Origin of the sequence: Stutzerimonas xanthomarina DSM 18231, assembly GCF_900129835.1 — a bacterium.
In the GTDB taxonomy this organism is placed as follows: domain Bacteria; phylum Pseudomonadota; class Gammaproteobacteria; order Pseudomonadales; family Pseudomonadaceae; genus Stutzerimonas; species Stutzerimonas xanthomarina.
This window is the reverse complement of the sequence record NZ_FQXA01000002.1, coordinates 21,077-34,899: the sequence shown is the minus strand read 5'-3', so window position 1 is coordinate 34,899 and position 13,823 is coordinate 21,077. Positions and strand designations below refer to the sequence as shown.

At 58.1% G+C, this 13,823-nt stretch carries 13 protein-coding genes; 2 read left to right on the top strand and 11 right to left on the bottom strand.

Annotation, left to right across the window (positions count from 1 at the left end):
- Positions 1 to 10 precede the first annotated feature (10 nt).
- The 7 genes from BUE09_RS04540 to BUE09_RS04510 form a co-directional block, all read right to left on the bottom strand.
- The gene (locus tag BUE09_RS04540; RefSeq protein WP_073299527.1) at positions 11 to 814 is read right to left on the bottom strand and encodes a DUF4892 domain-containing protein; all 804 of its coding nucleotides are present in this window, start codon (positions 812 to 814) and stop codon (positions 11 to 13) included.
- Positions 815 to 991: 177 nt separating this feature from the next.
- Positions 992 to 1,849, bottom strand: coding sequence for an alpha/beta fold hydrolase (locus BUE09_RS04535; RefSeq protein WP_073299526.1), 858 nt, complete (start codon positions 1,847 to 1,849; stop codon positions 992 to 994).
- Positions 1,846 to 2,652, bottom strand: a complete 807-nt coding sequence (locus tag BUE09_RS04530; RefSeq protein WP_073299525.1) for an alpha/beta fold hydrolase — start codon at positions 2,650 to 2,652, stop codon at positions 1,846 to 1,848. Before BUE09_RS04530 ends, BUE09_RS04535 begins: the two co-directional genes overlap by 4 nt.
- A gap of 108 nt (positions 2,653 to 2,760) precedes the next feature.
- On the bottom strand, positions 2,761 to 3,216 hold the full coding sequence (locus BUE09_RS04525; RefSeq protein ID WP_073299524.1) for a hotdog fold thioesterase: 456 nt from the start codon (positions 3,214 to 3,216) through the stop codon (positions 2,761 to 2,763).
- Between the two features lie 84 nt (positions 3,217 to 3,300).
- Positions 3,301 to 3,759, bottom strand: coding sequence for a phosphohistidine phosphatase SixA (sixA, locus tag BUE09_RS04520; protein ID WP_073299523.1), 459 nt, complete (start codon positions 3,757 to 3,759; stop codon positions 3,301 to 3,303).
- Positions 3,756 to 4,094, bottom strand: a complete 339-nt coding sequence (locus BUE09_RS04515; protein WP_073299522.1) for a DUF4389 domain-containing protein — start codon at positions 4,092 to 4,094, stop codon at positions 3,756 to 3,758. Before BUE09_RS04515 ends, sixA begins: the two co-directional genes overlap by 4 nt.
- Before the next feature lie 19 nt (positions 4,095 to 4,113).
- On the bottom strand, positions 4,114 to 5,136 hold the full coding sequence (locus BUE09_RS04510) for an NAD(P)H-dependent glycerol-3-phosphate dehydrogenase (RefSeq protein WP_073299521.1): 1,023 nt from the start codon (positions 5,134 to 5,136) through the stop codon (positions 4,114 to 4,116).
- 394 nt (positions 5,137 to 5,530) lie between these two features.
- Here BUE09_RS04510 and fabA point away from each other — a divergent pair, with 394 nt between their 5' ends.
- The gene (gene fabA / locus BUE09_RS04505) at positions 5,531 to 6,046 is read left to right on the top strand and encodes a 3-hydroxyacyl-[acyl-carrier-protein] dehydratase FabA (RefSeq protein ID WP_045161538.1); all 516 of its coding nucleotides are present in this window, start codon (positions 5,531 to 5,533) and stop codon (positions 6,044 to 6,046) included.
- A gap of 11 nt (positions 6,047 to 6,057) precedes the next feature.
- Entirely contained in the window at positions 6,058 to 7,275 is a 1,218-nt protein-coding gene (gene fabB / locus BUE09_RS04500) for a beta-ketoacyl-ACP synthase I (RefSeq protein WP_073299520.1), read from the top strand.
- A 141-nt stretch (positions 7,276 to 7,416) separates the two neighbouring features.
- Here fabB and sstT read toward each other — a convergent pair whose 3' ends face one another.
- From sstT to htpG, 4 genes are all read right to left on the bottom strand, one after another.
- Positions 7,417 to 8,655, bottom strand: a complete 1,239-nt coding sequence (sstT, locus tag BUE09_RS04495) for a serine/threonine transporter SstT (RefSeq protein ID WP_073299519.1) — start codon at positions 8,653 to 8,655, stop codon at positions 7,417 to 7,419.
- A gap of 200 nt (positions 8,656 to 8,855) precedes the next feature.
- On the bottom strand, positions 8,856 to 10,478 hold the full coding sequence (locus BUE09_RS04490) for a methyl-accepting chemotaxis protein (protein ID WP_073299518.1): 1,623 nt from the start codon (positions 10,476 to 10,478) through the stop codon (positions 8,856 to 8,858).
- Between the two features lie 150 nt (positions 10,479 to 10,628).
- The gene (locus tag BUE09_RS04485) at positions 10,629 to 11,621 is read right to left on the bottom strand and encodes an amidohydrolase family protein (RefSeq protein ID WP_143164635.1); all 993 of its coding nucleotides are present in this window, start codon (positions 11,619 to 11,621) and stop codon (positions 10,629 to 10,631) included.
- Between the two features lie 202 nt (positions 11,622 to 11,823).
- Positions 11,824 to 13,731 carry a molecular chaperone HtpG gene (htpG, locus tag BUE09_RS04480; protein WP_073299517.1) on the bottom strand — a complete coding sequence of 636 codons (1,908 nt, stop codon included), beginning with the start codon at positions 13,729 to 13,731 and terminating at the stop codon, positions 11,824 to 11,826.
- Positions 13,732 to 13,823 lie beyond the last annotated feature (92 nt).

Sequence of the window (13,823 nt, the reverse complement as noted above, 5' to 3'; positions counted from 1 at the left end):
AAACATACCCTCAACGCAACAGCGTGATACGCAGCCCATTCTCGTCGGTGGCCTCTGCCTCCATGCGCCGCGCCTTGATCCGCTCTTGTGTAAGCGCTTCGTACCAAGCCGCAGCGCCCTTGCCTTCCAACGCGACCCGTATCGTACTGTCGAGCCGCAGCACGTTCGCCAGCAACGCCCCCCACTCCGCCGTAGGTTCTTGTGGCAAGCGTGGAAGCCAGAGTTCGCCGGAGCTTTTCAACTGGCGCAACAAGGTGCCCGGGTTCGGCAGGATGATACCGAGCGGCTCATCCGGCTCGAACTGCTCCACTTGCAGATAGGGGCGGCCGTTGCCGCGGGTAACGCCATATATCGCCATGAGCCGATCCGAATCGCCTGGCAGCCGCGCAAGCAGATAGGCCTGCCTCGCCTCCGGGCCGTAAAGGGTCGAGCGGTGAAATATTTCATTGGCCCAGAGGCTGCTCGACCCGCATTCACGGCCCTCACACCAGAAGAGCAGCTCAGCGCCCTCGCGCAACAGGCGACTGCGCGACCGCTCGAACGCCTCGATGCCCGTATGAACGTCCGGCAACCGATAGGTCACTGCCGTCAAATGGCCGCTGGCAGTGATCTGGTCGCTCATTCGCAGCCGCCCACTGATACGCCGAATCGAGTCCAGAGGATAGGTTCGGTCCAGCACGTTCTGCTCTTTGAAGGCCACAATTTCGGACTGCGGGTATCGCGGCAGCACCTGGAAATCCCTGCTACCCGGCGGGTCGGCCGCATAAGCGGTGCTGACTGCAAAAACCAGCGCGACGATCGCTATAACTCGCATACGGCACTTCAATGAATCACCGCCGACGACGCGGTCCAACCGTTGGAGAAGGCAGTGGCATGGAGGTCAATCATTGAGGGATCTCTGCTGAAGCGATAGCCCAGCGTCACCAGTTGGCAAAAGCAAGTCAAGCGGGGCTTTGCGACAGATTCTTGCGTAACCCCATCCTGGCTCGGCTCAACCTGCGAAGAACGGGTTGAAAACCGCCGCTACCGCTTCAGCCCCAGGTTGATCATCCAAATGCAGATGGTGGCCACCGGGCAACCGATGCAGGGCGAACGGCAAGGCTTGGGTCAGATCGCGCATGGCCGGCTGGGCGAGCAGACCTTGTTCTGCCAGGATCAGGCTTGCCGGGCAGGCTACCCCACGCACGAAGGCTAGCGCGTGGGCGCGCGTCAGGCGCATTGATGATGGCAGCATCAGACGCGCGTCAGTGCGCCAGGTGTAGCCGCCGGGAACCGGCATCAGCCCTCGCTGTGCAAGCCGTTCAGCCGCGTCGTGACTAACCGCCCCCACGCCTTTCATGCGTGCCGCGACCGCCTGATCGAAGCTGGCGTAAACCGGCTTTCGCTTGTCATCCACTGCGAGCAGTTTTTGCAGCGATTCGCCAAGCTTCTGCGGCGCAGTATCGGCTTCGCCGGTAAAGGGAATCACCCCATCGATCAAGGCCAGCCGCTCGATCCGGTCGGGCATCGCACCGGCCAGCAACACCGACACGATGGCGCCCATCGAGTGCCCCAGCAGGGAGAATCGCCTCCAGCCAAACTGTTCGGCGGTCTGCAGCACGTCGTGGGCATAGTCCCAGATGTTATAGGCAGCACCGAGTGGCCGGTGATCGGAATGGCCGTGCCCTGGCAGATCTAGCGCAACAATACGAACTCCATCGAGCAACGGTGCCAAACGAGAAAAGGAGGCGGCATTGTCCAACCAACCGTGCAGTGCAATGACGGGCTGACCGTCTTCCGGACCGTACAGGTGGGCTGCCACCTCGATATGAGGCAGGCTCAGACGGATCTCTTCGAACGTGACACTCATGCAGCGCCTCTTCTATCCAGTTCGCTCCAGCGACAAAACAATTGCCTGAGCAGGACCGCCGTATCATCAGGTCGCTCAAGCGGAAACATATGCCCGCCAGCCAAGGTGTGCGCCTCGCCATGAGCAACCAGCCGTAGCAGGTAGAGGTGATGGGGCAGCACCACTCGACTCTGTCGTCCCCGCACCACAGCCAGCGGCATCTTCAGTGCATGGGGCCAGCCGGGCGTCACATGCGGCACGCTACGATAGATACGGATTTCCGTTTCCGGGTCGAAGCGCAAACGCACGCCTTGCTCAGTCGGCTCAAGCCCATGCTCGACATAGGCATCCAGGCAAGCAGGATCGAAAGCACGAAACAGTGCTTTGCTAGCAAAATAACGCCGCGCTTCGTCGACGCAACTGAACTGCTCGCGACGGCCCAAAGTTCGGCCCGCGGGCGTCAGGCGATCAATAAAACCAAAACGTTTACCCGCCCAGATCAACGTCTGATCGAGCCAGGTCGGCATTGGCGAATCGAGCATGACCACGCCACGGTAGAGTTCCGGTCGCTGTAAGGCGGCGTGATAGTGCAACATTCCACCAAGCGAATGCCCGACGCCCCAGACCGGCTCCTGCAACACGACAAGCTGCTCAACGAGCTCCCGAACCAGGTTCTGCCAGTTGTCATCCACTGGAAAGCGCGGATCGTGACCGTGCTGATCGAGGTAGGTTATCGCGTACTCAGGCGTCAGGTTGTCAAACAGCCTGTGATAAGTCGCGGATGGAAAACCGTTGGCGTGGGCGAAGAAAATGCGTTGCGTCATGGGTTCTATGCAGCTGAATGGAAACGACAGCCATTGTCTGGCGCCCCTTCCCTCAACAGCAATCGGCCGAAGCGGCAGAAGCAAAGGCAGTCCGGCCAAACAGGGTGTCTACGACGCCTCTGCACGCCGCGGGCTGTTGTCGCCAAGAGGAACGACCGCAACGGTCAAACGTGAAATGCAGCTCAGCTTGCCGTCATCCCCATGCAGTCGGATGTCCCAGACGTGGCTGGAGCGTCCGAGATGGACCGGACGACAAACGGCGGTGACGCGACCGCTGCGCACCGCGCGGATATGGTTGGCGTTTACTTCCAGGCCGACACAATAGAATCGATTTGGGTCGATGCACTGGTAGCTGGCCATTGAGCCAACCGTCTCGGCAAGCACTACCGAAGCGCCGCCGTGCAGCAAACCATAAGGCTGGTGCGTGCGGGAATCCACGACCATGCTGGCTGTGAGGCTGTCGTCTTCAATTGCTTCGAAGCGAATGTCGAGCAGCTCGACAATGGTGTTCTGCCGGTTGGCGTTGAGTTGTTCGAGGCTCGGTGGACGTTGCCAAATGCTCACGTATGTCGCTCTCCTGTTGTTATTTTCTTCGGTGGCAGATCACCTGTGATAGCAGGCGCAGCCTCGCAAATTGAGGTGTTGCCATCAGACTGGGTGCCGCAGCCCAACCAGGCGCATCAACCCCGCCGCAACATACTCCCCTTCCAGTTCTGCCAGGCTGGCGGTTGCCATCGGAATGGGCGCGTCACGGTGACCACTGATCAGCCAGCCACCGAGCACACCGACAAAGGGCTGATGGGTGACGAGCAGCACATGCTGTTCACTCCGACGATCGAGATAGAGCAGCGCATCGGTCGGATCAGATTCCGGCGTGAGCCAGGACACGGTTTCCACCGGATTGCCGAAACCGAGCGCCTGCCGGACGATTTCAGCGGTCTGTTGCGCTCGCTGATAGGGGCTAGCAAGAATGGCTTGCAGCGGTTGCCCTTGCAGATGCGCGGCGGCACCCTCCACTTCGATTCGACCAGCAGCTGTGAGATTACGCTCGGCATCGGTCCGGTTCCGGGGCTCGGCTTCACCGTGGCGCAGCAGCCACAACATCATGGCTGGGGCTCCTGTTCCGACGGGGCCGGTTGCACCGGAGGCGCCTCTCCTCTGTCGGCTGGTCGTGGCCTCGGCCAGTCAGACATCGGCCAGGGCTTGCGATCCGTATTGAAGGTGCCGAAACGGCCGATCTGCGCCACGTACTGGCTGAGGCTGTCTCCCAGCTCCAGCAAGCTGGTGTTCGCCTTGCCGTTTACCGCTTGCAGCACCAGCTGCGCCACGACGACAACCAACAGCACCACCTCGGCCAACTGCCAGACAAAAAAGAAAATCAGCATCCAGAGTGCGCGCAGAATCAGCGACTCGCGCTCTGCGCTGCGTTGTGATGTGCTCATTGATAGCTCCGTTGTCGTATCAGAAACCGTCGGTGGAAATGAAATCAACGTCGGTCTTCGGTTCGCCGCGCATCAGCAGCGCAATGACCTGATCCAGCGTACGCCCCTCGAACAAAATGGCATGCAGACCCGCGACCAGTGGCATGTAGACCTGTAGCTCCTCTGCTTTGGTTTTCAATACCTTGATGGTGTTGACCCCTTCGGCCACTTCACCCAGCCGTGACACGGCCTCATCGAGACTCAAGCCTTCGCCGAGCGCATACCCCACCTGAAAGTTTCGGCTTTTCGTCGAGGTACAGGTAACGATCAGGTCGCCCACTCCGGCCAAGCCGAGGAAGGTCATCGGATTGGCGCCGAGCCTAACAGCAAAACGCGTCATTTCAGCCAGAGCGCGGGTGATCAGCATGCTGCGGGTGTTTTCTCCCATGCCGAGCGCCGCGGCCATGCCGGCCATGATGGCGTACACGTTTTTCAATGCGCCGCCAAGCTCGACGCCGAACCGGTCGGAGCTGGCATAGACACGAAAGGTCCGCCCGTGCAGCGCCTGCTGCACGCAACGGCAAAGCGCCTCGTCGTCACTGGCCACAACCGTTGCGGTCAACGCATGCTCAGCCACTTCGCGCGCCAGATTAGGTCCTGATATCACGCCGATCCGAGCCTGCGGCGCGATTTGCTCCAGGATCTGGCTCATCAGCATGAAGCCCTGCGCCTCGATACCTTTTGTGGTGCTCACCAACATTTTGCCCGACAGCTGCTCGGCGTATGGGGACAAGGCCTGGCGCAACGCGCTGGAGGGCAGCGCGACAAAGATCAGTTGGCAGTCGGCGAGCGTTTGCCCGAGGTCGGTGACCGGGTTGACCGCCGGCAGCAGTGTCACGCCCTTCAGATAGCGGGGGTTCTGGCGGTGCGTGCGAATGCTTTCGGCCTGCTCGGCATCGCGCATCCACAAGCGGACACTGTGGCCGTTCTCGGCAAGCAGGTTTGCAATAGCAGTTCCGAAGCTGCCGCCACCAAGCACCGCTATGGGTTGCTGTTCAGTCATGGGGAATCCGTTTAGGCACCAAGTGCAATGCTCTGCATTATACGTAGCGCTTCGAGCGCAACCAGTGCCATCCCGGATGACAGCGGAAGCATCAGATTACAATTCCGGCCGCAGCTGCCGACCTATGACACAGACCTCCTGAGAGGCATTCACCAATGGTCTATATAGAGGCAGAACGTCACATGGTCGTGGTCATGGATCAGGAGTGTTAAAGTATCGGCCCGTTTCCACCATGGCCGTCTCGTGGTTGGTCGAAACGAGCGGTACCCATATCCTCGCGCTGTGACTTTCAGCGCAAGGTGGCAGTCTATGACTAGTCTTATGACCGGACTCGCTATTTTTGAGTCGGATGAACGCAGCAAGCCCTCCATAAAGGGACCATTGAGGAATACGCATGACCAAACAACAGGCCTTTACTCGGGAAGATCTGCTCCGTTGCAGCCGCGGCGAGCTGTTCGGCCCCGGTAATGCCCAACTGCCCGCGCCGAACATGCTGATGGTCGACCGCATCGTTCATATCAGCGAAGTCGGCGGCAAGTACGGCAAGGGCGAGCTGGTTGCTGAGCTGGATATCAATCCTGATCTCTGGTTCTTTGCCTGCCATTTCGAAGGGGACCCGGTCATGCCTGGCTGCTTGGGCCTCGATGCCATGTGGCAGCTGGTCGGCTTCTATCTAGGCTGGCAAGGTAACCCGGGCCGTGGTCGTGCGCTGGGTTCTGGCGAGGTCAAATTCTTCGGTCAGGTTCTGCCGACCGCCAAGAAGGTTACCTATAACATCCATATCAAACGCACCATTAGCCGCTCTCTGATCCTCGGTATCGCCGATGGCACCGTTAGCGTGGATGGTCGCGAGATCTACAGCGCCGAAGGTTTGCGTGTCGGCCTGTTTACATCTACTGATAGCTTCTGAAGGACTTCCGCATGCGTCGCGTCGTAATCACCGGCCTGGGTATCGTTTCCTGCCTCGGCAATGACAAAGACACCGTTTCCGCCAACCTGCGGGCCAGCCGCCCCGGTATTCGCTTCAATCAGGCCTACGCCGATATGGGCCTGCGTAGCCAGGTATCCGGCTCAGTCGACCTGAACCTCGAAGAGTTGATCGACCGCAAGGTCCTGCGCTTCATGGGCGATGCGGCGGCTTATGCCTATCTGGCGATGCAGCAGGCCCTGGAAGATTCTGGCCTCAGCGCCGAAGACATTTCAAACCCGCGGATCGGCCTGATCGCCGGGTCCGGTGGCGCTTCCACGATCAATCAGATGGAAGCCATCGACATCCTTCGCGAGAAGGGCGTCAAGCGCATTGGCCCGTACCGCGTACCGCGCACCATGAGCAGCACGGTTTCCGCCTGCCTGGCTACGCCGTTCCGCATCAAAGGTATCAACTACTCCATCGCTTCGGCCTGCGCTACCAGCGCGCACTGCATCGGCCACGCAATGGAGCAGATCCAGATGGGCAAGCAGGACGTGGTCTTCGCGGGCGGCGGTGAAGAAGAACATTACAGCCAGAGCTGCCTATTCGACGCCATGGGCGCCCTGTCCAGCCAGTACAACGCGACGCCGGAAAAGGCTTCGCGTGCCTACGATGCCAAGCGTGACGGTTTCGTCATCGCTGGCGGCGGCGGCATGGTCGTGGTCGAAGAGCTGGAGCATGCACTCAAGCGCGGTGCCAAGATCTACGCCGAAATCGTCGGCTACGGCGCGACCTCCGATGGCTATGACATGGTTGCGCCGAGCGGCGAAGGCGCGCTGCGCTGCATGCAACAAGCAATGGCCACGGTGGACGGTGACATCGATTACCTGAACACCCATGGCACTTCCACCCCGGTGGGCGACGTCGCTGAGAGCAAGGCCGTCCGCAACATGTTCGGTGACAAGATCCCAGCAATCAGCTCGACCAAGAGCCTGTCAGGTCACTCACTGGGAGCCGCCGGCGTCCACGAAGCGATCTATTGCATGCTGATGATGCAGGGCAACTTCATTGCTGGCTCAGCCAACATCGAAGAGCTCGATGCAGAAGTCGCGGATCTGCCGATCGTTCGCGAAACCCGCGAAGATGCGAAGATCGACACTGTCATGAGTAACAGCTTTGGCTTTGGCGGCACCAACGCGACATTGGTACTGAAGCGCTGGAAAGGCTGATCGACTCGACACCCGCTGCAAACAACAACGGCGCCTAAGGGCGCCGTTGTTGTTTGTGCTGTGCTTTGATCACTAGCGAATCGCATTAGTGGATCGCGTAACCCGAGCGGAACGCGATCATCTTTCCGGAACTCAGCTCGATCAGGAAGCCTGCTCGGCTCCGTTCACGTCTCCGTGCGCCAGACACGAGGCCGCGGTAAATAACGCGTCTGTCGAGGAATTCAGCGCGGTCTCGGCCGAATCCTGAATCACACCGATAATGAAGCCGACGGCTACGACCTGCATCGCCAGGTCGTTGGAGATTCCGAACAAGCTGCAAGCCAACGGAATCAGCAATAGCGAGCCTCCAGCGACACCAGAGGCACCGCAGGCACAGATCGCCGCTAGCAGGCTGAGCAAAATAGCGCTCGGGATGTCCACCGCGATGCCCAGCGTGTTCACAGCCGCCAGTGTCAGCACCGTGATGGTGATAGCCGCACCGCCCATGTTGATGGTCGCGCCAAGTGGTATCGAAACCGAGTAGGTGTCCTTGTGCAGCCCGAGTCGTTCGCACAGCTGCATGTTCACCGGAATGTTGGCAGCTGAGCTGCGGGTAAAGAATGCGGTTATGCCGCTCTCCCGCAAACAGGTGAGCACCAGTGGGTAAGGATTGCGGCGGATCTGCCAGAACACGAGCAAGGGGTTCACTACAAATGCCATGAACAGCATGCTGCCCACCAACACCAGCAGGAGTTGCAGATAACCCGCCAGCGCTGCGAAGCCGGACTCGGCAAGGGTCCCGGCGACCAAACCGAAAATGCCCAGGGGGGCAAAGCCAATAACGACCTTGACGATCAGGGTCACACCGTCCGACACGTCGGCGATCAGATCACGGGTGCTCTGACGAGCATGCCGAAACGCAAATCCAAGGCCAATCGCCCACGCCAGAATACCGATAAAATTGCCTTCGATCAGCGCATGTACTGGATTATCCACAACATTGAACAGCAACGTCCTTAGCACAGCCCCTACGCCTTCAGGCGGTATGACGTCATTCGCCTGGCTGACCAGCGTCAAGCTGGTCGGAAGCATGAAGCTGGCGATAACCGCAACAGCTGCAGCGCTGATCGTGCCCAACGCATAGAGCACCAGAATCGGACGAATGTGCGTCGGCTGCCCGCGCTTGTGATTGGCCAGCGATGCAGTGACCAGGACAAAAACCAGAACTGGCGCGACAGCCTTCAATCCCGCAACAAACAGACTTCCCAGCAAACTGACTGAGGCCGCGGCCTCCGGCGACAGCCATGCCAGCAAACAACCAGCAACGAGGCCGACCACAATCTGTGTGACCAGGCCTACACGCTTATAGGCGCGGAATAGAAGGGATAAGGAGTTGGACATGGCGGAGTCTCGGCGTAAACGGCTGGTTCAGGCGAGGCCCGTCGCCCTGGAGACGGCGGTCAACACCTGCGAAAAACGCCAGATAGTACGCATCTCGGCCCGCCCTGCCCAGCTTTAGGAACAAAACGGCAACCAGTCACTGTTGCAGTAGCGCAGAAAAAACGAAGCCCCTTACCGGGGCATCGTAATCACAGAGCAAATCAGACCTGGAAACGCGCTACCAGCTCGTTAAGATTGATCGCGAGTGACGCCAGTTCCTGGCTTGCTGCGCTGGTTTGGTTGGCACCCGCAGAAGACTGCAGCGACAAGTCACGAATGTTGACCAAATTGCGATCGACCTCACGTGCTACCTGAGCCTGCTCCTCCGATGCGCTGGCAATTACCAAATTGCGCTCGCTAATCTGGCTGATGGCACGAGTGATGCCGTCCAGCGCCTCGCCAGCAGTACGCGCAACCTCAAGCGTAGCGCGGGCGCGCTCGTTGCTGTTCTGCATAGCCGTAACCGCTTTATCGGTGCCTTGATGAACGTCGCCAATCATCTGCTCGATTTCCTGGGTGGATTGCTGGGTACGATGCGCCAGCGCTCTCACCTCGTCAGCAACAACGGCAAAGCCACGCCCGGCATCTCCAGCTCTTGCCGCTTCAATGGCGGCATTCAGCGCGAGCAGGTTGGTTTGCTCGGCAATCGAGCGAATCACGTCCAGTACTTTGCTGATATCACGCACCTGACCCGCAAGCTGCTCAACCTGGGTTGCAGTGGTCGTTACGTCACCTGCCAGCTGCCCGATAGATTCGACGGTTTTGATCACCTGCTGGCGGCCGTGCTGTGCGGTCGCGTCGGACTCACGCGACGCCTCAGAAGTCGCCACTGCGTTGCGAGCCACTTCATCCACCGCAGCAGTCATCTCGTTCACTGCAGTCGCAGCCTGTTCGATCTCATGGTTCTGCTGATGCAGCCCACGCGTCGAGTCCTCGGTCACCACATTCAACTCTTCAGCAGCCGAGGCTAGCTGGTTGGATGAATCAGCAATACCTTGGATGGTACTACGCAGGCTTTGCTGCATCGCTTTCAAAGCAGCCAACAGACGCGCAGGTTCGTCTTTCCCCTCGATCTCGAAATTGCGGGTCAGATCACCAGACGCTACGCCCTCGGCAACGTCCACTGCCTGATTCAATGGCCGAACAATACTGCGCGTAAACACTAGCGCGAGAATAACGGTAGCTATAGCAGCCACTATGATCGTGACGATTACCCAGATAAACGCAGCTTCATACACAGACAGGGCGCGCTCCGCAGCCTTGCTGGCCTCTTCGCGGTTTATACGTTGCAGATCGATCAGAGCTTTGGTCATGGCGTCTGCGTGTGTATTGATAGCTCCGCCCATCAATTCGACCGCTTTATCGTGCTCCCCCTGAGCAACCGCGTCGATAACTCGCTGTTGCTCAACGAAGTATTGCTTTTGCGCACTAGAGAACTGCCCGTACGAGGCTTTCTCTTCAGCAGTGGTGATGCGCTCGGCATAGGACGAGTTAAGGGTTCCTATCTCATCAACCAGTTTGGCCAGCGACTGCCTGTCTGCAACAAGCGCCTCCCCCTCAACTAGCATTGTCCGCATGGTCAGCGCTCGTATGCGAAGCATCGCAACGTTCAGATCAGCCAAGCTGAGGATGCTAGGCAGCCAGTTCTGATCCACCTCGCTGGATTCCTTACGCATATCGGACATCTGACTCAGGGCAAACAGGCCGAGTACCAGGACGATCACTCCTATAAGACCAAAACCTATAGCGGAGCGAATAGATACATTCAAGTTTCGAATCGACATGGGAATTCCTGCTCCATGGTTGCGCTGCAAGCCGCAGCGGTGACCGTGTAGCTATCGGAACAGGACAGCAAACCTTAATAGGTGGAACCGGCGAAACCCTACGGGTTTCGACAAGTGGTCGTCCGGCCAAAAAAAGCCATTATTAAGCCATCAGTCCTGACTGGATTGCTTAGTCGACTTCTTTGGCAAGATTGAAAGAAAGTTGTCCCGTGCGACTTTCCGAGCCACTTTCTCGGGCAACGCATCCAGGAATGGATCGAAGGCCCGCATGCCATCTCCAAGCCCCTCGAAACGCCCCACCACATCTGAGCCAATCATGAACCGCGTTGGGTGTTTTTCAACCAATGAAACCCACTCGGAAACCGGCGCGTTCGACTCGTCCAGAAGATAGGGTCGAAGCATGGTCCAGGACAGATCAATGTAGAGGTTCGGATAATCGTCCAGTAGCCGCTTGACGGTGGGGAGCAGGAACTCGAGCTTCTCTTGATGCCGATGCAGCTCCATGCTCGTCCCTGCATGCGCCCAGATGAAACGTGTATGCGGATGGTTTCGCAGCGCATCTTCCAGTTCACCTAGATAAAGCGGGTTGCGCTCACGCTTGGATGTGATGTTGGAGTGCAACATCACCGGCAGGTCGTATTCGGCAGCGAGATGATAGACACGTGTCAGCGCTTCATTGTTGGCGCGTGGAGTGTCGCCTTCGGTTAGAGCGGTGACGTCATCATGCCGGGTAAATATCTCACCTAGGCCCTGCCAAAGGCCTGGGTCCAGATCCAACATTCGACGGATATGCGCATCGGCATTCTTGTCGTTAGGGTTGAAGCCAGACAGAAACGGATGAAATCTTCGCCGTTCCTGCTCGTCCAGCTCTTTCAGCGCAGCAGCAACCACTACGTCGGTCGCGCTATACCAATAGACCGGCGCATCGTCACCGGCGTAATAACGTGGCCGCTTGGGTTCGTTCTCATGCCATTTCTTGGCAACAGGAATTCCGCTGATCATCACGTGATCGATATTGCCAGCGTCCATGGCTTTGAGCAGTCTGCTCATCCCGTCGCTTTCTTGGAAGAAATCAACGAAATGCAGGTGAGCGTCGCTGTAGTGATAGTCGCGAGCGTGAACCGGTGCGATCGAAGCGATCAAACAGAATGCCGCCAGACAGTTTCTTAAGTTGAACAACAAATGACCTCCTAACAGCCAAGCGGATAGACCACCTCACGTCTAGGCGGTTCACTGAGGTCGTATCGCTCAACGAATAGCACGCCCTCTTGCAAATGATCGAACCCGTCCAGCCAAAACGAAAAAAGGCCCGTCACTGACGGGCCTCCTTCATAACGCTGCCAATTTAAGCCGACAGCTCAACCAATAGCTTGTTGAGACGCTGCACGTAAGCAGCAGGGTCTTTCAGGCTATCCCCAGCCGCGAGTGCGGCCTGATCGAAGAGGATGTGTGACAAGTCGGCGAAACGATCTTCGTCTGGCTCGGCATCAAGCTTCTCGATCAGCGGGTGTGCCGGGTTGATTTCAAAAATCGGCTTCGACTCCGGTACTTTCTGCCCACTGGCTTCGAGGATCTGGCGCATCTGCAAGCCCAGGTCCTGTTCTCCGATCGCCAGAATTGCTGGCGAATCAGTCAGGCGATGGGACACACGCACCTCTGCAACCTCGTCACCCAGCGCTGTCTTGAGACGCTCGACCAGTCCTTCCTTCGTCTTGGCGATTTCTTCCTGAGCCTTCTTGTCCTCTTCCGTGTCCAGCTTTCCGAGATCAAGGTCACCACGCGCGACGTCAACGAATTGCTTGCCGTCAAACTCGGTCAGGTAGCTCATCAGCCATTCATCTATGCGGTCAGTCAGCAGCAAGACTTCGATACCCTTCTTGCGGAAGACTTCCAGGTGCGGGCTGTTCTTGACCTGCGCATAGGACTCGCCAGTGAGGTAGTAAACCTTGTCCTGGCCTTCCTTGACGCGACCCAGGTAATCAGCCAGCGACACACTTTGCTCGCCAGATGCATCCTGGGTGGAAGCGAAACGCAGCAGACCGGCAATCTTCTCCTTGTTGGCGAAGTCTTCCGCCGGCCCCTCTTTCAGGACCTGGCCGAACTGCTTCCAGAAGTTCTTGTAGTCTTCCGGCTTGTCTTTAGCCAGCTTGTCCAGCATGTCGAGCACGCGCTTGGTCAGCGCCGACTTCATCGAATCGATTACCGGATCCTTCTGCAGGATCTCGCGGGAAACGTTCAGCGAAAGATCGTTGGAATCGACCACACCCTTGATGAAGCGCAGGTACAACGGCAGGAACTCATCCGCCTGATCCATGATGAAGACCCGCTGGACGTAAAGTTTCAGCCCCTTGGGTGCTTCGCGCTGGTACAGGTCGAAAGGCGCGCGGCCAGGTACGAACAACAGCGAGGTGTATTCAAGCTTGCCCTCGACCTTGTTGTGGCTCCAGGCCAACGGATTCTCGAAATCGTGCCCGACGTGCTTGTAGAACTCCTGATACTCCTCGTCCTTCACCTCGGTGCGTGGACGGGTCCAAAGTGCACTGGCTCGGTTGACCGTTTCCCACTCGGCCTCTGAAGGCTTGTCTTTCTCCTCGCCATGAAACTCCTTAGGCAACTCGATCGGCAGTGCGATGTGGTCGGAGTATTTCTTGATGATGTTGCGAAGACGCCAACCATCAGCGAATTCTTCCTCACCAGACTTGAGGTGCAGAACGATGCGGGTGCCACGCTCCGCCTTGTTGATGTTGGCAACCTCGAAATCGCCCTCGCCCTTCGAAGACCAGTACACGCCTTCCTCTGCAGAGGTGCCCGCACGGCGGCTGAATACTTCAACCTGCTCCGCGACGATAAAAGCGGAATAGAAGCCGACGCCGAACTGACCAATCAGGTGTGAGTCCTTCTTCTGGTCTCCAGTCAGGTGCTTCATGAAATCAGCCGTACCCGACTTGGCGATAGTGCCCAGATGGGTAATGACATCTTCGCGGTTCATGCCGATGCCGTTGTCATCAAGGGTGACAGTCTTGGCATCTTTATCGAAGCTGACGCGAATCTTCAGATCGGCCCCACCCTCAAGCAGCTCAGGCTTGGCCAGTGCTTCGAATCGAAGCTTGTCGGCAGCGTCCGAGGCGTTGGAAATCAACTCACGAAGAAAGATTTCCTTGTTCGAATACAAGGAGTGAATCATAAGGTGAAGCAGCTGCTTCACTTCGGTCTGGAAGCCCAGGGTTTCTTTGTTTTGAGTCTCCACACTCATCGTCTTGCAAACTCCACATCGTCAATGGCACGGACCGCGACTGCGGCGATGGAAAACAGATGGGGGCTTGACTAGGAAATTCAAGTGCAGCC

What these genes read in the sequence shown, in the direction of transcription:
- BUE09_RS04540 (WP_073299527.1), bottom strand. Translation starts at nt 814, where the DNA reads ATGCGAGTTATAGCGATCGTCGCGCTGGTTTTTGCAGTCAGCACCGCT.
- BUE09_RS04535 (WP_073299526.1), bottom strand. Translation starts at nt 1,849, where the DNA reads ATGAGTGTCACGTTCGAAGAGATCCGTCTGAGCCTGCCTCATATCGAG.
- BUE09_RS04530 (WP_073299525.1), bottom strand. Translation starts at nt 2,652, where the DNA reads ATGACGCAACGCATTTTCTTCGCCCACGCCAACGGTTTTCCATCCGCG.
- sixA (WP_073299523.1), bottom strand. Translation starts at nt 3,759, where the DNA reads ATGATGTTGTGGCTGCTGCGCCACGGTGAAGCCGAGCCCCGGAACCGG.
- BUE09_RS04515 (WP_073299522.1), bottom strand. Translation starts at nt 4,094, where the DNA reads ATGAGCACATCACAACGCAGCGCAGAGCGCGAGTCGCTGATTCTGCGC.
- BUE09_RS04510 (WP_073299521.1), bottom strand. Translation starts at nt 5,136, where the DNA reads ATGACTGAACAGCAACCCATAGCGGTGCTTGGTGGCGGCAGCTTCGGA.
- fabA (WP_045161538.1), top strand. Translation starts at nt 5,531, where the DNA reads ATGACCAAACAACAGGCCTTTACTCGGGAAGATCTGCTCCGTTGCAGC.
- fabB (WP_073299520.1), top strand. Translation starts at nt 6,058, where the DNA reads ATGCGTCGCGTCGTAATCACCGGCCTGGGTATCGTTTCCTGCCTCGGC.
- sstT (WP_073299519.1), bottom strand. Translation starts at nt 8,655, where the DNA reads ATGTCCAACTCCTTATCCCTTCTATTCCGCGCCTATAAGCGTGTAGGC.
- BUE09_RS04490 (WP_073299518.1), bottom strand. Translation starts at nt 10,478, where the DNA reads ATGTCGATTCGAAACTTGAATGTATCTATTCGCTCCGCTATAGGTTTT.
- htpG (WP_073299517.1), bottom strand. Translation starts at nt 13,731, where the DNA reads ATGAGTGTGGAGACTCAAAACAAAGAAACCCTGGGCTTCCAGACCGAA.